Annotated in this window: 15 protein-coding genes; 4 read left to right on the top strand and 11 right to left on the bottom strand. The window is 53.7% G+C overall.

Annotation, left to right across the window (positions count from 1 at the left end; all coding sequences use genetic code 11):
- Positions 1 to 238: 238 nt before the first annotated feature.
- From hlyD to C8D90_RS18580, 4 genes are read left to right on the top strand one after another with little or no spacing between them, the layout of a single operon-like run.
- Positions 239 to 1228 (top strand): secretion protein HlyD, encoded by a 990-nt coding sequence (gene hlyD, locus C8D90_RS18595; RefSeq protein ID WP_115459961.1) that lies wholly within the window; start codon positions 239 to 241, stop codon positions 1226 to 1228.
- Between the two features lie 17 nt (positions 1229 to 1245).
- Positions 1246 to 2985, top strand: coding sequence for an ATP-binding cassette domain-containing protein (locus C8D90_RS18590; protein ID WP_115459960.1), 1740 nt, complete (start codon positions 1246 to 1248; stop codon positions 2983 to 2985).
- Positions 2982 to 4115 (top strand): ABC transporter permease, encoded by a 1134-nt coding sequence (locus tag C8D90_RS18585; protein ID WP_115459959.1) that lies wholly within the window; start codon positions 2982 to 2984, stop codon positions 4113 to 4115. Before C8D90_RS18590 ends, C8D90_RS18585 begins: the two co-directional genes overlap by 4 nt.
- Positions 4116 to 4124: 9 nt before the next feature.
- Positions 4125 to 5237 carry an ABC transporter permease gene (locus tag C8D90_RS18580; RefSeq protein WP_115459958.1) on the top strand — a complete coding sequence of 371 codons (1113 nt, stop codon included), beginning with the start codon at positions 4125 to 4127 and terminating at the stop codon, positions 5235 to 5237.
- A 261-nt stretch (positions 5238 to 5498) separates the two neighbouring features.
- Here C8D90_RS18580 and C8D90_RS18575 read toward each other — a convergent pair whose 3' ends face one another.
- From C8D90_RS18575 to tssH, 11 genes are read right to left on the bottom strand one after another with little or no spacing between them, the layout of a single operon-like run.
- Positions 5499 to 5852, bottom strand: a complete 354-nt coding sequence (locus tag C8D90_RS18575) for a DUF6277 family protein (protein WP_115459957.1) — start codon at positions 5850 to 5852, stop codon at positions 5499 to 5501.
- 22 nt (positions 5853 to 5874) lie between these two features.
- Complete coding sequence (tssM, locus tag C8D90_RS18570; RefSeq protein ID WP_230473055.1) at positions 5875 to 9363, bottom strand: type VI secretion system membrane subunit TssM; 3489 nt, start codon at positions 9361 to 9363, stop codon at positions 5875 to 5877.
- An 8-nt stretch (positions 9364 to 9371) separates the two neighbouring features.
- Positions 9372 to 10904: a type IVB secretion system protein IcmH/DotU gene (icmH, locus tag C8D90_RS18565; protein ID WP_115459956.1), complete on the bottom strand. Its 1533-nt coding sequence runs from the start codon at positions 10902 to 10904 to the stop codon at positions 9372 to 9374.
- Positions 10901 to 12256 (bottom strand): type VI secretion system baseplate subunit TssK, encoded by a 1356-nt coding sequence (gene tssK, locus C8D90_RS18560; protein ID WP_115459955.1) that lies wholly within the window; start codon positions 12254 to 12256, stop codon positions 10901 to 10903. The genes icmH and tssK overlap by 4 nt, the downstream gene beginning before the upstream one ends.
- 19 nt (positions 12257 to 12275) lie before the next feature.
- Positions 12276 to 12776, bottom strand: a complete 501-nt coding sequence (gene tssJ, locus C8D90_RS18555; RefSeq protein WP_115459954.1) for a type VI secretion system lipoprotein TssJ — start codon at positions 12774 to 12776, stop codon at positions 12276 to 12278.
- Positions 12769 to 13134, bottom strand: a complete 366-nt coding sequence (locus C8D90_RS18550; RefSeq protein ID WP_115459953.1) for a PAAR-like domain-containing protein — start codon at positions 13132 to 13134, stop codon at positions 12769 to 12771. The genes tssJ and C8D90_RS18550 overlap by 8 nt, the downstream gene beginning before the upstream one ends.
- 5 nt (positions 13135 to 13139) lie before the next feature.
- Positions 13140 to 13763: a DUF3540 domain-containing protein gene (locus tag C8D90_RS18545; RefSeq protein ID WP_115459952.1), complete on the bottom strand. Its 624-nt coding sequence runs from the start codon at positions 13761 to 13763 to the stop codon at positions 13140 to 13142.
- Positions 13756 to 14859, bottom strand: a complete 1104-nt coding sequence (locus tag C8D90_RS18540) for a pentapeptide repeat-containing protein (RefSeq protein ID WP_115459951.1) — start codon at positions 14857 to 14859, stop codon at positions 13756 to 13758. Before C8D90_RS18540 ends, C8D90_RS18545 begins: the two co-directional genes overlap by 8 nt.
- A gap of 26 nt (positions 14860 to 14885) precedes the next feature.
- The gene (locus C8D90_RS18535) at positions 14886 to 17120 is read right to left on the bottom strand and encodes a DUF2169 family type VI secretion system accessory protein (RefSeq protein WP_115459950.1); all 2235 of its coding nucleotides are present in this window, start codon (positions 17118 to 17120) and stop codon (positions 14886 to 14888) included.
- A 13-nt stretch (positions 17121 to 17133) separates the two neighbouring features.
- Positions 17134 to 19503, bottom strand: coding sequence for a type VI secretion system tip protein VgrG (gene vgrG, locus C8D90_RS18530; protein WP_115459949.1), 2370 nt, complete (start codon positions 19501 to 19503; stop codon positions 17134 to 17136).
- Between the two features lie 51 nt (positions 19504 to 19554).
- Positions 19555 to 22143, bottom strand: coding sequence for a type VI secretion system ATPase TssH (tssH, locus tag C8D90_RS18525; RefSeq protein WP_115459948.1), 2589 nt, complete (start codon positions 22141 to 22143; stop codon positions 19555 to 19557).
- Positions 22144 to 22154: the final 11 nt, after the last annotated feature.

Below are 22154 nucleotides of genomic sequence, written 5' to 3'. Positions count from 1 at the left end.
ACTTGCCAAACCCAAAAACCCCCTGATAATTTAATTTAAGGCAACGACTGAGAAATAAAGGGGAAAATGCCATCAACATATTTAATCGCAAAATGCAGTCGTTACGATATAAAAAACAAAAAATTCCTACTGGAGAGCTACAGACAAAAGAAAGAAAAATCCTTAGCACGTAAGTAAAGACTCTATAGATAACCCCAGAACATTAATACGCCGCAACCCGACTGGCAGGATGCATATTATGAGTAAAAAAAAGCTTATAACCATCGTCATTGTAATATTGCTTTGTACTGCCACATATTATGGATACCAATACTATCAGCACCAGGAAAAACCACTGACGCTTTATGGCAACGTGGATACCCGCTCAGTCAATATCGGGTTCCGGGTTTCCGGTCGGCTTGCCTCACTCAACGTGGATGAGGGTGACGAGATCAAAGAGGGGCAGATGCTCGGCAAACTTGACGCCGGCCCTTACCTGGATGCCATGGAGCAGGCACGGGCGAATGTCGCCAGCGCCAAAGCCAGGCTGTCATTACTGGAAGCCGGTTATCGTGATGAAGAGATTTCCCAGGGGCGCGCCGAGGTGGCGCAGCGCCTTGCCGCCTACAACTACGCCAACAGTTTTTTTCAGCGCCAGCAGAAGCTGTGGAAGCAAAGGCTGATTCCCGAAAACACGCTGGAAGACGCCCGCGCTACCCGTGATCAGGCACAAGCCGCCCTGCAAAGCGCAAAAGACCGGCTTACCGTTTTTCTGAACGGCAACCGTCCGCAGCAGATCGAAGAAGCCCAGTCAAACGTATTGCAGTATGAGGCCGCCGCGTCTCAGGCTTTGCGTAATGTCGTGGATACAACCCTGTTCGCTCCTTCCGACGGCGTGGTGCTGACGCGCGCCGTAGAGCCGGGCACCCTTCTCAACGCCGGTGCGACGGTATTGACGCTGTCACTGACGAAGCCGGTGTGGGTGCGGGCCTATGTCGGAGAGACCCAGCTTGGCAAAATCGTGCCAGGCGCGGAGATGAGAATATCTACGGACAGCCACCCGGACACGTTTTACCGGGGTAAAGTTGGCTTTATCTCTCCCAGCGCGGAATTCACCCCTAAAAACGTAGAAACGCCGGACCTGCGTACCGATCTGGTTTACCGGCTGCGCATTATTGTTATCGATCCGGATGACGCTCTGCGCCAGGGGATGCCAGTGACGCTCCATTTTACCGACGATGCGAAATAACCCGGGTCTGGCGCAACATGATCAAGCCAACGCACGTTATTGAGCTGGAGTCACTGCAAAAACATTTTCCCGCGCGTGACACACCCGCTATCGCCGATCTGACCACCGTACTGCGCAGCGGCGTGGTAACCGGGTTGATCGGCCCCGACGGCGCGGGGAAAACGACGCTGATTCGTATCCTGGCGGGCCTGATGACGCCGACAAGCGGTAAAGTACAGGTTGCCGGATTAGATCCTATTACGCAGGATCGGCGCCTGCACACCATTCTTGGCTACATGCCGCAAAAATTCGGCCTGTATGAAGACCTGACCGTCATCGAAAATCTGACACTTTATGCGGAGCTGCGCGGCGTAAGGGGCGAACGGCGTAAACAGGCTTTCGACCGGCTGCTGACGTTTACCGATCTGACGCGCTTTACCCATCGCATGGCCGGTAAACTTTCGGGAGGTATGAAGCAAAAACTGGGGCTGGCCTGCACATTGCTCGGCCAACCACAGGTTCTGTTGCTGGATGAGCCCAGCGTAGGCGTCGATCCCATCTCACGCACCGAGTTGTGGCGTATGGTGCACGAACTTGCCGATAGCGGCATGCTGATTCTGTGGAGTACATCCTACCTTGATGAAGCCGAGCGGTGCAGCGATATTCTGCTCCTCAATGAGGGGAAGCTGTTATTCAACGGTGTGCCACAAACGCTGACGCAGGGAATGGCGGGCCGTACCGTGCTCATTGAAACGCAGGAAATCAGCCATCGCGCTTTATTACAGCAAGCAATTTGTTTGCCTGACGTCGGCGACGGCGTCATTCAGGGTAAATATTTGCGCCTAAGCCTGAAAAAGGGAGCCGACCGTCACCGGTTATTACGCGATCTGAACCTGTTCGCGGCGAAGATCATCGACACACCTCCCCGCTTTGAGGACGCATTCATCGATTTGCTCGGGGGGAGCATGGACAGCAAGTCAGTCCTGACAGAGGTTCTGTCAGCCATTGACGCCCCCCCGGATGAGACCGTTATTGAAGCCAGGGAATTAACCAAAAAATATGGCAGCTTCACCGCTAACGATCGCGTCAATTTCAGGGTGCGGCGCGGGGAAATTTTTGGCCTGCTCGGCCCCAACGGGGCCGGTAAGTCTACGACCTTCAAAATGATGTGCGGATTACAGGTGCCCAGCGCCGGGCAGGCGCTGGTACTGGGGACAGATCTTAAGACCGGCTCCGGTAACGTGCGCCAGCGCCTGGGCTATATGGCGCAAAAATTTGCGCTGTACGGCAACCTGACGGTCGCGCAAAACCTGAAGTTCTTTTCCGGTATTTATGGTCTCAGAGGCCAAAAGCAGCGCGATAAAATGGCGGAAATGACCGGCGCATTCAATCTGCATCCCCTGCTGAATCAGAAAACGGATTCCCTCTCCCTGGGGTACAAACAACGCCTGGCACTGGCCTGCGCCTTGATGCATGAGCCGGACATCTTATTCCTTGATGAACCCACTTCCGGCGTTGATCCGATCACCCGCAGAGAATTCTGGTTGCATATCAACGGCATGGTGGATAAGGGCGTCACGGTGATGGTCACGACTCACTTTATGGAAGAGGCGGAATACTGCGACCGCATCGGCTTGGTTTACCGGGGAAAAATCATCGCCATCGGTACGCCCGACGCCCTTAAACACCAGGTTACCAGCGAGCAAACCCCCGATCCGACCATGGAGCAAACGTTTATCGCGTTGATCAAAAATTACGATGCGAAGGAGGCGCAATGAAGAGCGACCGTTTTTCCTGGCGACGCCTGTATGCCTTGTGTATCAAGGAGATGCTGCAAATCCTGCGTGATCCCGGCACCGGTCTGATTGCGGTCGTTATTCCATTAATGCTGTTAGCTATTTTCAGCTACGGCATCAACCTGGACTCCAATCGGCTGAAACTGGGGATCCTGGTGGAACAAAGAAGCAAAGACGCCAGCGATCTCGTCCACGCCTTTGTCGGAACGCCCTATATCAACCCCGTGCTCAGCAGCAGCCGGCGCGAACTGACCGGAATGATGCAGGCCGGCCACATCAGCGGCATGGTGGTTATTCCCGCAGATCTGTCCCGGAAACTGGCCCGCCCGGGCGATCGGGCGCCGCTGCAGGTGATTACCGATGGCAGCGACCCTAACACGGCCAACTTTGTGCAGGGTTATGTGCAAGGCATCTGGGAAATCTGGCAGTTACAACAACGCTCCGATCAGGGTCGCAACGACCAGCCGCTGATCGATCCCCAGATACGTTATTGGTATAACCCGGCGGCGGTCAGCCAGTATTTTATCGTGCCCGGCGCAATTACCATCATCATGACCGTTATCGGCGCGATTCTCACTTCGCTGGTGATCGCGCGCGAATGGGAGCGGGGTACCATGGAAGCGCTGCTCTCCACCCAAATTACCCCCGCCGAGTTTCTGCTGTCTAAGCTCATCCCTTATTATCTGTTGGGCCAGGGCGTGATGGGGCTTTGCATGCTGATGTCGGTCCTGTTCCTCGACGTTCCTTTCCGCGGTTCGTACCCGTTATTATTTCTCACCAGCAGCCTGTTTATGCTCAGCGCTCTCGGGCTGGGTATGTTGATCTCTACGGTAACGCGCCTTCAGTTCAACGCGGCACTGGTGTCAATGAACGCCGCTTTTTTGCCCGCGGTGATGCTTTCCGGCTTTATTTTTCCCATCGACAGCATGCCGGCCGTGGTCAGGGCGGTGACGTATCTCATTCCCGCACGTTACTTCGTCAGCGCATTGCAAACGCTGTTTTTGGCGGGAAACATCGGCATCGTACTGGTCACTAACCTGCTGTTTCTGGTTGCTTCGGCCGTTGTACTGATCTGGCTGACTGCCAGTAAAACCCTGCGACGCCTGGATTAGGGAGTTTCTATGCTCTACCGTTTATGGACATTGATCGCGAAAGAAATGCAGGCTCTGTTTTCCGATGCGGATACCCGCGCCGTTCTGATCTTACCCGTGATTTTGCAGGCGTTGCTGTTTCCCTATGCTGCTACGCTGGAAGTAAAAAATGCCACAATAGCCATTTATAACGAGGATAACGGCCCCCATTCGCTGGAGTTGATTCAGCGCCTGAGCATGGCGGACTCGTTCTCGCGGGCCATTTTGTTGCGTGATCCGCAAGAGATCAAAACAACCATGGACAGCCAGCAGGCGCTGCTGCTGGTTCGTTTTCCCGCCGACTTTTCTCAGGATATTGTCAGCGGAGGCCCCGCAGCGGTTCAGTTGTTGCTTGACGGCCGTAGCTCAAACAGCGCGAGGATCGCCGCCAATTATACGCAGTTGATTATTTTGCAGTACCAGAACGACCTGCTCGAAAGTTCTGGTTATGAAAAGCCGAATAACAGTGAGTTGGTTATTCGCAACTGGTATAACCCGAGCCTGGACTTTAAATGGATGGTTTTTCCCGCGTTAATTGCGATGATCGCCACTACCGGAGTTTTAATGGTAACGGCCCTTTCGGTTGCCCGCGAGCGTGAACAAGGCACCCTGGATCAGTTATTGGTGTCTCCCATAACGACCTGGCAACTGTTTATCGGAGAAGCCGTGCCTGCGGTATGCGTAGCGATTTTCCAGGCAACGCTGGTGTTGTTGATCGGTATTTTCCTGTTTTCCGTTCCTTTCAATGGGTCGCTGTGGCTGTTCTATTTTTCCATGTTGATCTACGGACTTTCGCTGGTCGGTTTGGGGCTGTTCATATCATCGTTGTGTCATACCCAACAGCAGGCATTTATCGGTACTTTCGGCGCCGTTATGCCGGCAATTTTACTGTCAGGCGCTATTTCCCCCGTCGAAAACATGCCGCAATGGCTGCAATACCTGACCATGATTAACCCCATGCGCCATTTCGTGAATATCACCCGGCAAATTTATCTGAAGGATGCCGGTTTCGGTATTATCTGGGAAAGCCTGTGGCCCCTGATGTTGATTACCGTGTTAATGGGCGGGTTAGCGTATATCATTTTTAATCGTAATGTTGCTTAGGGATATTTCAGCATTTTAATACGATACAACATTATTCACCGGCATTCACCGGCGCTAAAAAACGCCCTGGGATAAAACACTCCCCAGGGCGAAGCTCTTCTGGCTCATCACATCTACATTGGTAACGCCTGAGTCTGTTAATCTGAGCAGAGACTCAGCCTGAATCGTTATATGCAATAATGCAGTAATAACTCCTTTTATTCTGACGCAGTTAACATGAGAGGGTAAAAGCCAAAGCCGGATAAAAGCCCGGTTGGCGCATTACATCTTAGGCATTTTATCAAACAGGCTTTTCATTTCCTCCGGGAACCCGGTTGATAATTTCAGGCGCAAATCACTCATGGCCGTTTCGAAATCCTTTGGTTTTTCCTCTTGCTGCATTTTCTGATGTGCATCGACATTATCTTGTAAGCCGCTGAACACCTTATTCATATCCGTCATCATTTGCTGACAGGACTGATTGACTGATTTCATTATGTCACGCGCAGCATCTGAGCCTGACATCTCCATATTTTTCATCCCTTCCGTAAAAGGTTGCTGTAACTCAGACTGGGAAGTTTTCCCCATTTCTGAACTTGACTGCATCACTGACTGTAATGTTTTAGGATCTAACATATGAAGGTTCCTTATTTCGTTGTCAAAGACTTCCCGGGCATGAAAACTGACTCAACGCCCGCGACCATAACGGGTAATCTTTCATTGTTGAGCTGAGCTCTACTTTGAAAAAACCGTTAACTGAATTCATAGCAATAGTCAGTTCTCTGCTATTACTACTTAGCCGGGCAGGATTGCTGGCATCATACATTCGAAAAATCGCCCAGGGTCCATCGAAACTTACCGTCTCCATTCTCCCGTCCTGCGTTTTGAACATCAGCCTGATGTAAACGCCCCCTTTGGGCCCTGGCCAGGTCACATGTACCGGCTGACTGTAGCCGTGACTGTATGAGATGATTTGTCCGTCCACGTCGAGCACAGCTTCGAGGATCGATGGCGTCAGGGAGACCGGCCTGATGATCATCGACATCGCCATTTTTCCCGATGCGTCAAAGAACGTGTCACGTATCAGCGCCGCGTTCTCGAATGACTCCAGCGTTTTTTCCGTAACCACCCCTGTACTGCCTGGTTTTACCTGCCAACGGCTACCGTTGGTATCAACATAAGGCCCCAGGTTGTCATCAAAGAAAGTCTGCATCGCGCCACCACGTGCAAACATCCGGCTAAAATCACCGATGCCAATCTCTTCCCGCGCGGAACGATTAAAGGGGTAGCGGCCGCTAACCGCACTGCGGCATAAGTCTGACGCAATTGAGGAGGCGCCTTTGTTCAGGCTTTCCTTGCTCAGCTCCATGCTCTGCGTTTGCCCCATGGAAAGCAGATCCATCATTACACTGCGTACAGGTTCAGGCTGCCGGGCCGTGTCGATCTGCAGACGGTTAAAGTCGCTGTTTTGCGGCAGGATCTGCCCGGCACGCAGCGAAGCAGACAGCGTAATAAGTTTGTTGTAAATCTGCTCGAAGGCACTGGCCAGCGGATCACTGCTGCTTCCCGCGGGGACCTGTTGCAGGTAATAACCCAGGCGCCTCAGGAGTTCGAAACGATCGGCAACGCTTTTTTCCGGCGTTAACCGAAAACGTGAGCGCTCGCCGGTCATCTCGTCGAGTATGCTGCGTCGCGCCTGGGTCAGGCGGTTACGCTGCTGCCCAAACCAGCTGGACACATCATTCTGATTATCCCCTGTCAGTGAGGTTTCCCTTGCCGCGAAACGAACCAGATTTGCCAGCGGTGATGAAGGGTCGGAGAACTGCCGCGCCAACAACGCAGCATCATCCAGATCGCTGATAGGACGGACCCGGATGTCGCTCAGAAAAGCATCCCACTGATTGGCATATTCCATCAGGTAGTATTTGCGCGCCTCGTCAGAGAGTTTCTGCGAGGCGGCAAGCAGTTCCACTTCACCGCGCGATGCTCTTCCATCGCTGAGCACCCAGTTCTCTTCGCGGATCATCTCTTCAGACTCTTTCTGCAGCTGCGGCAAGAACACATCATGATAGCTGGCGCGCGTAAAGAAGCCCGGAATAGCAATGTCTGTCACCGTGCTCTGGCTTTTACGGCGCAGCATCAGCGTTACACTCGGGCCACCGGCATCAGCCAGAGTAACGTCCTCAATACGCGGCGGCAGAGGTTTGTCCTGTATACGTCGCACGACCCGCAGATGAATAGGGATCTTCATGGCCTTAACGCGGGCCATGCGCACCAACTCTGCATCCAGCTTCGCCGTTGGCGCGCCGGAGGAGGTGTCTTTGAATAACTCACTTAAGTGGTAACGAAACAGCTTACGGTCATTTTCCGTATACCCCTGCAGCGCAAAGTCATTCCAGCGCCCCATGAACCAATTCTCAAGCGCCTCGGAAGCACGGTGTTCCGGGCTGCCCAGCATGATGTACACCTTCAGCGTGTCATAGACATCCTCATCAAAGGAAAGGGTGCCTTTCTTCAGCTCATTGGCGACGTAATGTTCTACGGCCGGCCAGAAAACCTTGTTCAGGTGCCGGTGGTAGGTCTGAAGCATGGCCTGGCTAAGCAACTGATGCTCAAAATAAGGGGTTAACAACGGAGGGGAGCTCTCCAGAAACTGCGTGCTGATATACCCCAGCTGTTCATACGCCGCCACGAGATCGTCATTGACCTGACTGGTTAAAGGAATATCACGCACAATACGCTTGGTTTCCTCAAAACGCGCTGTCGCGTACGCGATGTAATCAAACTCCCAAAAGTAGCGTGCGGCCAGTAAACCCGACAGGGCAATCAGCAGCATAGCCACGAGGGTATAACGCCCCAGGGCAAGCAGGCGGTTTTGTAACGGCAATGGCCCGGTAGCGTGCAGGACGCCCCGTTCGGTGATAGCCTGGCTCAGAGCCGGATAATAAATTCCGCCGATGGGACGATCATCATAGATATCCTTTAATTCAGGATGATAAAGCGCTTCCCAAGATTTTAGCGGCTGAGTACATCCCATCCACAGTTGACGCAGACACCCGGAATAACCAAGGGGTGAGATAGGAAACACTTGTTCCAGCAGAGCAAACAACGGCTTTTGCAAGGCGCCCAGGCTTTCGGTGAATAACAACAGCTGATGACGGGTATCCTCATCGGGTGCGTTATGCAGTATCTCCAGGATATAACGGTTAATCCTCAGCAACAGGGCCTGATAACTGGCTTCATCGGTAGCGAAGTCATTATGCCCTTCCGCATTTCTGGTCAGGGTGAAACCCAGCCCTTCCGACAATAAATCGTCGCTGATCATGGTCAGAAAAGTCTCGCCACCCGGCAATCGGTCAATATTGTTCAGCGTCAGATAAACCGCAATATCGGTATGAAATAAGGAAGCCACCTCTAATACGCGTACGCGCAATGTGTCCGCCAGCGATTTACGCTCAGTTAATGAGGCATATAACAACATTCCGGCGTCCAGACAGAGAATGATGCCATCCAAACCGGGGTAGCGCCGATATTTGCGGATCATGGTGAACAATTTTTGCCTGGCATCGCCTGCTTCTTCGCTCTGCCCATGCAATAAGATCCATTCCCCCGCGGTATCGATATAAACAGCGCGTTCGGTCAACCACCAGTTACAATCCAATGTCGGTCCGACATCGCTGGTTTGCGCCAAACCATATTGCTCCGATAACAGGAAATGCTCACCGCTCTCATATATCAGCGAGGTTTTCCCGCATCCGGGAGGGCCCATAACCAGAAACCAGGGTTTCTCGTCAATATAGTGCTTTTTGCGTTTCTGTCTCCAACGCTCCCAGCGCGTTTTTTTCCCTGTCAGACTGACATGCTGCAATGTACGCAGCGCATCAAAGAAACGCGCCGAAACCCGATCTAACTGCAGCGTTTTCTTTTTACGCTTCGGTAACGGGGCTCTTGCATGACGGAAAATCCAGCTGACAATGACCGCGACAAAAGGCCACAAAGCCCAACACAAAATCAGGGCAATGATAATTTTGCGCACCAACTCGCTGGCCAGTGGAAAATATGACCCAATAGCAATTAATGGACCTACCCACCAGACCGCATAACAAATCGCCAGCGCTATAAGTAAAATCAAAAAACGACGAATCATATCAATCCCTATTGCTGAGTGGCCGGTACGGGAGCAACCGTGGTGGGAGGAGCGCTTTCCAGAAAATCCTTCATGGCCTGATCGGCTTCCCGCTGCCCAATCTTCCAGAGAATATCTACACGCCGGTTACGCCGGCGCCCTTCATCCGTCGAGTTGTCTGCCAGCGGTTCGCTCTCGCCACGCCCTATCGAACTGATATCCCGTTGATGCGTCTGGTTAATATTGGTCGTTTCCCGAAGTTTATCGGCCACAACATGCGCTCTGGCTTCAGACAGCCTCAGGTTTGAGTTCGCCGAGTTATTGCGGAAAGGCGTACTGTCGGTATGCCCGATAACTTCCAGATCGCCCGGCCACGGCGCCAATGCCATACCCAAACGTTCAATGTTGCGTTTTTTCAGAAACTCTTCGGATAATTGTGCTTCACCGGTACGGAATGCCCCGTCAGACGTAAAAATCAGCAACCAGCCGCGGGGATCTTTGCGGACCTCAAGCCATCCTTCATTGAGGATTTGTGATAAGGGGTTGGGCAGCGTTTCCATGATATTGATTTTGCGTGGTTCCGGAGGAACCCAGGCCAGGATATCGCTGCGGATCTTGCGCGCCTGCTCATGGAGATACCAGGCAGTAATACCGTACGCGACCAGAGCCAGCAATAATCCCCAGCACAGGATTTTGATCGCTTTCACCCGTCGCCGACGCGGTGTCACGCTCTCTGTCCCCGCAATTGTCAGCACCTGCGTCGGATTTTGACCATACAGCAACGCATTCAGATGCGAACGCAGATCCATCAGCAGCACCGGGCCCCGTTCTATCATCTGATATTTCCCTTCGAAGCCAAGGGATAGGATCATGTCGTAAAACTCCAGTACATCCCTGTTTTGCTGGGGCGCCTCCATATATTTCTGCAGGTGTTCAAAGCAATCCTCCCCACCCCAGGCATCGCGATGAAACTCGACCAGCAGGCTCAGGTTGAACTGTTCCGGCGACGGGGTTTGCCGGGCGCTGAATATGCCGTCGATATACGTACACATTAAATAAGACAGGTTATCGATATCATCGACCGGTTTTCCCTGCTTTTTTAAATGCTGCTGAAAATACTGCAGTTCCCTGACGATTTGCGGACGAACCTCCGCTAACGTGACGCTACGTTGGCTGCGTAAGCGTTCAACCAGCAACAGCAGCGGCATCGCCGCTGCGATGTAAGGATTCTCCCAGAGCCCATTCAATACACCCGGGCGTTCGACGCCGGTTCGCCGCCCACCAACGTCAGAGCGCCAGTTACGCTGCGCGGCTAATGCCGGCGGCGCCCCATATTCGCCGCTCTCCCCATAACCGGCATCGGCGGTTTCTTCCGGCTCATCCTCGTCCTCGTCTTCGCTTCCGGCGCCCGGGCGGCTGCGTCCTCTTGGCAAGATGCCATTTAAGGACGACAGACTGCTTTTCGCTTGCCAAATCGGACTGGTCAGCGAATGTTCGGCATGTTTGGCTCCGGTACGTGCCGCCGCGATCGCTTCGCGAATTTGGCGTTCAAATTCATTCATCCTACTCTCCCCTGCCTCAGACCCCAGGCTTCAAAACGCAGCTCAGGGAAGTCCCCCACGATGCTGAGCGCAACGGCGCTGCCGGACATCATCTCCTGATACATGGCGTCGGAATTGTCGACCTCGAAATAGACACTGTTGGGATAGTAAGGAATATGCCTGGGCGGTGAAGCCATGGGCATCAGGCGGGCGCCGGGCAACTGAAGATCGATCAGCTGCACGATCTTCTCTACCGGCCCCAACTTGGTCTGCGCGGGGAAATAGGTACGCACAGTATCTGCCGGCAGCTTGGTGGTGACGGTGAAAATCAGTTTTTCCAGACGCAGTTGCGGATCGTTCTGATACAGATAAATATTGTCGCCCCGCTCCACAAACGGCAATGCCACAGCCGGCGCCTCAATAACCAGGGACAACGCCCGGCGTAACGCAGCAAACAAGGTCAGATATCCGTTGTGGGGCTCTATATGCGAGTAAACCAGATCCTGCCGGCCCCAGGCTTTTTCTCCTCCGGGAATTGTGCTTAAACGCCCCAATAACCCCAACAGCGTGTGAAATAAACGCTCAGGGTGTACCTGAGGGAGGGACAACAGATGTGAGAGCGTCAGATTATATTCGCTCAGCGACTGCAACAGCATAAGCTCCAGCAGCTCCGACAATCCCCCCACCGACAAAGGAACGTCCGGCCGATAAACGGCCTCCAGACGTTGAACGATAAGCCCGAGCAATTCTGTTGTGGCATTTTCCAGCCACCCCGTTGTCCGGAAATCAATCATGGGCGGCAGAAACTTATCGTCCAGCAGTAAACGCCCGTCGCGCGTACGTTCTTTTATATAAGCCACGGGCAGCAGCGTCTCAGCTTCGCTGATAGCGCTGCGCACGTTCAGGCGGGTTTGCAGTTGGCCGAGCTGTATAGCTGCCGTCAGCGGCGTACCTTCCGCGACAACGCCGTGGTTGCGATCGGGAATTTCTGCATCCACCACGCGGAAACGGCTGCTACGGTTACTTTGAGTAAGATCAATCAGCGTATTGCCGGGGATATCCATCAGCGTAGATAAACAAACGACACTTCCCTGACAGTTTTCGCCAGGGGCGAAAGGCAGTGGCAACAGGTCGTTGTCGCCTAAACTGAACGGCGTTCCATCCGGAAATACGCCGCTGGCCTTATTCAGCGCGATTTTGCCCTGGTCTAATAACCCCTGATTGATACTCAGCTTATGAAAACCCCATGCCAGCGCATCTAAACTGCGTGCCCGCATATCGATCAGATGTTCCAGATGACGTTCCTGTTGCTGAAAATGCTGCGGCTCCATCAACATTCCTTCAACCCAAGCAACACGTTGTTTTAGATGCATATTCCTTTCCCTTCATCCTTTATGGCTTTGTGATGTTTAACAACGACATGTGGTTGCCATCAATCAGTATCACGGGGTTGAAATCCTTACGTGCCTCTGATTTGAGCTGAATAAGGCCATTTCCAACCCCCGGGCTCTGAAACTCGGCGGCGACGACCAGCCAGCGTTCCTCTTCATAAGGCACTTCGTGCTGATATTTACGGGTCTCCAGCGGCGTCATAATGAATGACGTCACTCTGATGACCTCCCCTCCCGTTGAGATGTCGCTACATGTCCTCCCCTGATACAACCCCGGAGGTAACCACCCCTCCCGGTTCAACTCCACGACACACATTTTTACCGGCTGGGCCACACCGCTTGCAGAAGCGTTCAGGTTGGCCGTCGCATTGAGCCGCAAATCAATCTGGCGGTTCTGTGGCATCCTTTCCGAATTCGATGAGAAGGAAAACCAGCTGCATCCGCCTGATAACAATGCCCCCGCCAGAGCAAACAGGACCTGAAAACGCAACACTCTAGACATTGATGAAATACTTCGTCTGGCTCGGGGCGATCTGTGTGGTACACATGTTGTAGTTATTCGTCATACTCATATCTCCTAAGCGTGTAGCGGGACTACCCTGGATAAAGTACTTACTGGAACCCTGCATTGGATCCATTTTGGCGGAATGAGTCCCTGATGCAGCCCCCACAATAATCCCGGTATCAATTGTCGAAATTCGAATCGTGTTCAGATTTTGCTCATTTCCGCCGCAGCAAAAGTAGTTGCTGACGTTGGGAATTCCGTTTGAATTGGGTGCAATATTTGGCCCCGGCGCGGGGATCATGGGATCGCATCCGACAAAGCTCATTCCACCTGCACGTGTATTTGCTGCCGTCATCGTACTTACCCCATATGAACCTGGCCGCCGTCCAACTTCAGTACGGCTGAGGAATTGATTGACCCAATCCGGCTATTGAGCACCAGACTTTGTTCCGCGTTCTGGCTGATATGCCGGGCCTCGACCTCATCGGCAAACGTCACTTTCCGGTGGGCATTTCCGGCACGGACAAACAGCGACTGCGCGACCTGATGCAACGTATCCGTGACCCATTGAGACGTTCGGGACAAAAGCGAGAGGCTTTCCGTCTGAATTTCCACACGTTCAGTGGCTTTCAATGTCAGCGAGGGCGCCACGATATGCAGCGGCGCCCCGTCGCTGTTAAGCACCAGAGGCGACGTCGCATGCTGACGCTGAAGAACGGCGGTCACAAAAATCTGCCCGTCATTAATGACCGCACTCACCACATCTCCCGTCTGCGGCGCCAATAAACAACTCGGCGCAACCGACCACGGCAGATGCGGATAAGCGTCTAAATACGCCCCCTTTCCATCCTCTGAACGGATGCGTCCGCACACGAGCTGAGGCCCCGGCGTTCTGAGCGTTACATGTTGATAGGGATGAACCGCAGCGTGCTTCATTCCCTGGCTGTTACGTTTCACGGGAGTAAAATGAATTAATTCAGACATAACGACTGGCTCCTGAAGGTAAAGGCGGAAATTGGGCAGGTTCAACAGGCCCGGGCTGATGATGCTGGTACCAGTTATCGATCTGCCCCATAAGGGGTTCCGGTGTTTGTAATGCACAGTCCAGTATTTGCAGCTGGGCACCGTGCAAACGGGTTTTATCGGTAATGGCGGACTGTAATAGCGTGGTTTTCAGATCGCTGTAGCGCATGTCTGCATGGCTGAGATCGGCGCGTACCAAGCTGCACTTCACCAACTTCGCGCGCAGTAAAGAGGCTCTTGTTAATCGGGCGGAAGTAAAACCACAGCCGGTCAATGTCGCATCGGTGAACTGAGCGTTGGATAAGTTTGCCTGGCTGAAGTCGCAACGGAGAATATCTGCGCCGTTGAACTGGGCGGCCTCTAAACTGCACTTTTCAAACCGGCATTCTTGCAGCCGGGAGTTTTGAAAACCGGCATTCGCGAGGTTCAGATTGCGCAGATCGAGTCCGCGCAGCTGGCATGAACTCCAAACCAATATGTCGCAGGCATTGTCTTTGTAGCGGCACTCTTCAAGGATGCAACTGCCCATAACCTGCCGGATCAGGGAGGTGTTTTTCCAGTCGATCCGCCGCAGGACACATCCGTGCCAGTTACCATCCTGCATTTCGCCATCGGTCATGGTAAGCCCGTCTACCGGCGTATTTTGTGCTGTCCAGTAACTGATACGAACATTCTGCCACTGAGCTTGCTCCAGACGGCAGCCGGACATCATCCAGCGCTCGATCAGGCACTCCTGCAAGCGAATCTCCCGCCATGTTGATTCAAGGCAAGAGAAATTGAACATCGAAAAATCTTGCGCGCTGAAATTATCGACCTGGCACTGTTGCAACGTGCAAACATCCAGGCGACCGCCAAGAAAACGGACGTTTCTGAACTGACAACGCTCGAAGTGCAGCCCTTGCGCCGTTAAATCGCCGATCTCCAGATCGGTGAATATGCAGTCTGTGAAGCAAACCTGCGCTAACGCCAGCGAACCGATCTTACGCCGGCGAAAAGACTTCCCAACGATACGGCGCGGTTTATCAGGGATCGCTCCCTGATCTTGTAACCCTGTCATTCCATTCTCCCTGTCAAAGTAAAGCGTCAGGCGGTTGCCCGATAACGCCGGGGTATCCAGTGGGTTTGTTCCATCAGGCAACGTTCAAAGCGTGTCATCACGTTTTGGTTGATCATGGCCAGATTGGCGCCGACAAAATTACACCCCCTGAATGTGGCATCACGCAGATCGGCGTTGTACAACATGCCCTGTTGCAGGCTGACGCCATTCCACGAAGAGTGGATCAGTACCGCATCCTTGAGGCGCAAGCCGGCCATATCACAGTGAGTGACGTTCGCCTGCTCAAGATTGGCCATGTCGCAACATGTTTCCAGTAAGGTGCAATGGGCAAAGCGGCTGTCCCGGAGGTCGGCTTTTGTGAACCCGACTTTGCTCATGCTGCATTGCTCGAAATGCGTACCGGAAAGTGAAATACCGAGCCCGGTGGTGACACTTTCAATCTGACAAGCGATAAAGCTGCATTTTTGCCAGCTTCCGCCGACAAAAGAGTCTTTTTCGAGGGCACACCCGTTGAATGCCGTTCCCTGGGACGCGCATTTTTCAAAAACACACGAGATCACATTCCCCTGGTGAAACGTTGCGTCAGATAGTGTGGTGCCGGAAAAAAAGCCATGATTGAGTGAACTGTCGTCGAAACTGCACTGGCTAAAATCCCCTTGCATAATCACGTTATGATTCCAGATACATCCGTTGAATCGGCTCATCTGAAACCCGGAGGATTCCACCGTGACCTTCTCCCATACGCCACGCTCAATCAGCGCTTCCTGTAAGCGAGAATTACGGACGAAACAGCTTTTCAGCGTCACGTTTTTGAACGTAGCCTTGCTGAAACTGCAATAGATGAACTGGCAAAACTCGAAAGTACAATCCTGCAGACAAGTACCGGGGAAACTGCAATTATTGAATGTGCAATAGCGGAACTGTTTGTTTTGCAAGGTATGTGTGGAGAAATCTGTACCGGAGAACGTCATGTTTTCCGCTTCATTTTCTCCCTGCCGCAGCCAGTTCTCACCCAGCTCATCGGAGATTGCGGGCAGCACAGGGTTTTCAGCACCGGCCTTGTCTGATTCGCCTGATTCGCGCTGTTTCTGCCGTTGCCGGTAGAGTTCAATCGTCTCCTGCAAATCACGATAAAAACGCGCAGCGTCAACCTTCGCTAACGGCAATGCGCTATAGCGTTTGGAGTCCGGGTGATCGGACAGATCACGGATCACATTCAGCGCCATGCCTTCAGGCATCAGGTCCGGATCGTTAAGAAACTCGAACGGCGGCGCGCCTTCCTGGGTGCGGCGAGTATATGCGCCGCAATAATGCGCCTCATCACGCAGCGCAGCCGCGGGATCGAGGGCAACCAGCAATGTCTCCAGCGGTTCCTCAAAAAGGTGTGACAATGAGAGATGCCCGGTAAACACGATCAGACCAATATCGTTATCCGGCAACAGCCACAATGTTTTACGCAGCAGCAGCACCTCTTCGGGCTCCGGCTGCCCATTCCTCCAGGCAAATGCCCTTGCCCGTACAGCAGGAAACTCCCCGGCCAATACGTCATAACCGGCACGGAAGCCATGCAGTTCAAAGGGAACGTCATCCGGCCATTCAGCCTTTTTCAGCCATTGCTGCGGTGCGGCAGTTTGAAAGTAGCGGCGATCGATCGACGGCGGCAGCCCCGGAAAGCAGGTTTCAAGATAATGTTTGTCTGTCATCGCCCCAGCGACGTCATCTATATAGCTTTTTCGCACCTGAAAGTCGGGCGGAAGCGGCGTGGGCGCCGCCAGAGGAGAGCAGACCATGGCCGAACCATCAATATTCATTGTCATTAACGTTGGATGGCGATTGTCGTTGTAGCCACGCCCCAGCGGGTTATCCTTGCAACCTTTACCTCCCCAGCTTTGCGTGTGATCCATCGGCATACGTGTGAACGGCTTAGTCATCATTCCGGCCTTGTTGCTTTCGCCTTCGACCCGCCACCGGCGGGTCAGCGGCCCAACATGGGCGATAACGTCCAATGCCGTCACTTCCTCGCCGATACCCGCATGCCCCGCGAGCAAAAACTCGGCATAGGGCTTTGGTTCCGCGCCATCAAGGACATGAAATGAAGTCGGCGCGGATTTCCACGCCTGCCATATCTGGGCTTCCGTGACGAAGTGCGATGGGCGGGAAAGATAAAAGCCCGCTATCACGCTGATACCCATATGGCATTCCTGACCGATTTGATAACCGTTCTTCAGGACCGCAAGCTGCTGAGGGCGAATAATGCGCATAATGATCCCTTCCTCAGTTTTTACTTTGCATGCCGACGGATTTCAGATCGATCCCATGATCGGCGTACTGCACGGCGTTGTAGCTTATCGACAAGCCCGTGACGCTGATGCTGCTCCCCGTCGTGCTGATGCTGCTGCCCGTGGTACTGACGCTGCTGCCGGTGGAGCTGATGCTGCTGCCTGTCGTACTGATGCTGCTGCCGGTGGTGCTGATACTGCTGCCCGTGGTACTGATACTGCTGCCTGTCGCGCTGATGCTGCTGCCCGTTGTGCTGACGCTGCTGCCGGTGGTACTGATGCTGCTGCCCGTCACGCTGGTGCTGCTGCCCGTCGTACTGACGCTCACCCCGGTTTCGCTGGTGCTGGACCCCGTACTGCTGAAGCTGTTTCCGGTATAGGAAACGCTGTCGCCGGTAAAAGAAGAGCTGCTGCCTGTCATGCTGGTGCTGCAACCCGTCATGCTGCTGCTAAAACCCGTCATGCTATGGCTGCTGCCGGTCATGCTGTTACTACAACCGGTGAACGAGTTACTGCAGCCTGTCATGGAGTTACTCACCCCCGTCATACTGTTGCTGGCACCGGTGAACGACGTCGACATACCGGTAAAACTGGTTGCGATGCCGGTGAAAGAGGTGTTGATCAAACAGAAATAGGTTCCTATCCCGACAAAACCGACTTCAAAGCCATTGCCGTATAAGTTAATTCCGGTGGCGGACGCATTGAATCCCGTGGCAGAAACGCTCATCCCCGTAATGGAGAAACTCATATCGGTATAGGAAATATGATTACTCACCCAATCCGTGCTGGTACGTTCAACCGTTTCATAGCTGTCCTGGCCTACTGCCGTTGCGGAGTTGCGCTCCACCGTTTTTTGCAGATCGCGTTCTGCATGCAGCATGACGCGCTCATTGCCCCGGTTATCATCAAACGTGAGTTGGCTGGCATGCTGCGGCTGACCGAAGCGCAGTGAACGGGAAACCAGCCCTGAGTAGTTGATGTATTCAGGCAGACGATAGGGAGGTGGGTTTTCGCCGTTATATACGATGCCCGTCACCATCGGCCGGTCGAGGTCACCATCAATATAGGTAACCAAAACTTCCTGACCGACGCGCGGCATCGCCAGAACCCCCCAACCTTTACCGGCCCAGGCCTGAACGACGCGGATCCAGCAGGAGCTGTCTTCTTCCGTAGTTTTGTAACGATCCCAGTGAAAATGAACGCGTATCCGTGCGTATTGATCGGTATGGACTTCTGATTGTTTGGCGCCCACAACGGTCGCGCTCTGTACACCGGGCACCTGAGGGCTGGGCGTCAGACACAGCGGACGGTAGGGCACATCGTCATTCAGCGCCTGGAATCGGCAGGTAACATTGCGCCCCTGGCTGGCACTGTCGGGCCCGTCCTGCAGAAAGGTATAATCGCAGCTGATGAGTTTAAAACTGCGGTTCCGGCCCGGATCAGGGTGCTGAACGAGTTCGAAAGTATGCCCGGCAATAAGCCCCGTGGCATTGCTTTCTCCCACCAGCAACTGGCCGCTGCTCTGCATCGCCTCCAGACGCAGCCGCGCAATCGCCTCCCCCTCCTGGGTATCGGTATATCCGGCGGCGTAGTCATACCACTCCAGCGGAATATCCTGCAGATGCCCGCGGTTTTCCTCCACCTTAGTCTGCAATGTGTTGCGGGGATTAAGAAAATCAAAATCACGCAGTACGATTTCACTGGAGTGAATGCGCTTTGAGCGCTGGATGCGCTGAATACTCTCCCTGATCGCCCGGCGTTCTTCACTGTCGGGCAGAAAGCTTAGCTGGGCGTAGCGGCTGTCTAACTCAGGGAATTGCTGGCGATCGGTGATGACCAGAGTGTTATTTTCTTCGCCATGCTCAAAGTAGAACCAAATCCCTTCGTCTTCCATCAGGCGGCTGACAAAATTGAGATCGGTTTCTTCAAACTGAACGCAGTACTCGCGCGGAGCATAACTGCCTTCAAGAGCGATACGATAATCAGCAAAACTATAGCGGGCAAAGACTTGCTCAATGATGCTGACAACGTTGATATTCTGGAAAATCCTGCAGTTACGGTTCTGCTTTAAAAACCACAACCAGGTGCTCATTTCCAAACGATAAACAAACTTATCCTGACGCTGCCCCTCGTCAAAACCGGCGATCACATAGGTAAAAAAGGTGCGGTAACCCGCTGAGTCAGGTAGTTCCAGCCTGACTTTCACCATCTCGCCAAGCAGCGCACTCAGATCCAGGTCTGCGCCGGCAACCTGAAATTCCAGCTTATAAACCGGATTTATGGAAAGATGCTCCCGCGTAGTAAAGCTGAGAGGAAAGGCATCCAGCACTGATAGCTTGTCATTCTCTAACTCGATTAAAGGCATAACAACCCCGTATTAACAAAAGTTATAAATCCCATTTTCCCGCGGTAACCATCATGCGAATTCCATACTGAGTTCTGTCGCATCAGTAATGAGCCGTACCTCTTTCAATGGCTGCCCCGCCTGTTTACGCCGCAATACCTCATTACCGATGACTGGCAGCACTGCCTGCCGCAACAGCTCATCCACCGCACGCCCCCTGTTCGGGTGGCTAATGACCCGTGACGCAATCCAAAGGGGGATATCGCCGTCCAACACCAATGCCGCCCCCGTTTCCGCCAGTAAGCGCCGCCCCAGACGGGCCAGGCCATGCCCGGCAATGGCGGCTAAAGCGTCCTGATTCAGGGGGACATAGGGAATGATGTTGAGCCGGGCCAACAAGGCGGGCGCGAAGCTGCGCAGCAGCGCGTCATAGACCAGCGGCCTGAGCGTGGCCGGCTTCACCGGTTCCTCACCCTGAAACGCTTGTTCGATCTCATCGGCGCCCTGATTGCACGTAAGAAAAATGAAGCACTGCCGGAAACTTACGATGCGGCCTTCAGAATCCTCCATCCAGCCTTTATCGAAGACCTGATAGAAAGCGTCATGAATATCGGGATGCGCTTTATCAAATTCATCAAGCAAAATAATCGAATACGGTTTGCGCCTGACGGCCTCCGTCAGTTTGCCGCCCTTGCCATAGCCAACATATCCGGGCGGCGCCCCCTTCAGCGTAGAAAGCGTGTGGGCTTCCTGGAATTCGCTCATATTGAACGTAATCAGGTTATGCGCACCCCCGTATAACATTTCCGCCAATACGTTGGCCGTTTCCGTTTTACCGGTGCCGGTCGAGCCTGCCAGCAGAAAAATACCCAGCGGCCGTTCCTGGGACTGAATGCCTGCGCGGGCGATACGCATGGTCTGAGCGATTTCACGGATGGCGTTATCCTGACCAAATATATGTTCGCCAAGATGCTGTTCGAGATTGAGGATGCATTCGATATCGTCCTGCAACATTTTTCCTGACGGAATCCCGGTCCAGTCGGAAAGCACATCTGCGATGGTCTGCTCATCTACCCACGGATAGACCAGTGTCTTGTCCTGTTGCAGCGCCGCCAGCTCTGGCCAGCGGGCATTTTCAGTAATAACACCTGCGCCATCATCAACAGGGATAAGTTCCCGTACCAACGCCTGCTCCCGGATATTGCGATCGCGCAGGCCGGCAAGCTCTTGCTCCAGGTGTGGAATCTGTGCCTCGACGTCGGCTAAACGCTCCCCCACCGCGGCGCCCAGCTGAATTTCACGCTGCAGATAACCGTGTTCTGTCTTAAGAATCTCCAGCCGCGCGGCTAACTGTTCGATTGCCTGGGGCTGCGCATGCTGGCTTAACGCCACTCGCGCGCAGGCGGTGTCTAAAAGGCTGATCGCTTTATCCGGCAGCTGACGCGCAGGCAAATTACGCAAGGAGAGACGAACCGCAGCAGAGAGCGCGGCATCACGGATTGTCACATTATGATGACGGGCAAAGTGCGGCGCGATCGCACGCAACATATCCACCGCAGTCGCCTCGTCGGGCTCTCCGATGAATACTCGCTGAAAGCGGCGTGTTAATGCAGAATCCGGCTCAATGAACTGTTTATATTCCGACCAGGTGGTCGCAGCGATCATGCGCAACGCCCCGCGGGCCAGCAGCGGCTTTAACAGGTTGACGGCATCCCCGGTACCGGCTTGCCCCCCGGCGCCAACCAGGGTATGGGCTTCATCGCAAAAGAGAATGACCGGGGTCGGCGACTGCTGAATACCATCAATCAAAGCCTTCAGGCGCGACTCGAACTCACCACGCAGGCTGGCGCCGGCCTGCATTCGCCCGAGATCTAACGACAACAGGCGCGCCCCCTGTAACAGGGGGGGCACATCTCCGCTGGCTAAACGGCGGGCAAGCGCCTCCACAACCGCCGTTTTTCCCACGCCGGCCTCGCCCACAAGAATCGGGTTGTTTTGGCGACGGCGCAGTAAAATGTCCACCATCTGGCGTAGCTCGGCTTCCCGTCCGATAACGGGATCGATTTCCCCATTTTTCGCCTGACGCGTTAAATCACTGCACCACTTATCCAGGGCCTGTACCGTCTTGTTATCCGGAGCGCCGCCGCCCTGCGCCGCCGGAACATCAGCGGGTTCCCTGCTTTCTTCATGTTCACAGGAGTCGCGTAAAAACGCCTCGTACTGCTCAGCCAGTTGCTCAACGGGAAACTTTTTGAACTCATCGCACAAACGATACAACCAACGCTGATGCTGAGGCGTTTGCAACAAGCCAATTAAAATGTGGGCAGTGCGGATCGTACGCTGCGTACCGGTCAGCTCGCTTATCAGCAATCCCGCCTCAACCGCCGCCTCCAGGCGATCTGACAAATCCTGCACCGCGGTATTACAGTTAGGCATATGGCGGATAAAGTTATCGAGACGGTCCGCAATCAGCTTTTGATTGATGCCATAGTGAGTGAACAGGGCTGGCAAATCGCCGTCCTGCGAATCCAGCAGCACCTTCAGCCAATGCTCCAGTTCCACATATTCATGTCGGTAGCTACGGCATAGACGGGTCGCTTCAACAAATGTTTTATAAGCGAATGGGCCAAGCCGGTTAAAAAGACGTTCACGCTGGTACACCGTTGTTACTC

Origin of the sequence: Enterobacillus tribolii, from assembly GCF_003363015.1 — a bacterium.
Lineage (GTDB): Bacteria > Pseudomonadota > Gammaproteobacteria > Enterobacterales > Enterobacteriaceae > Enterobacillus > Enterobacillus tribolii.
This window is presented reverse-complemented; position numbering and strand designations above follow the sequence as displayed.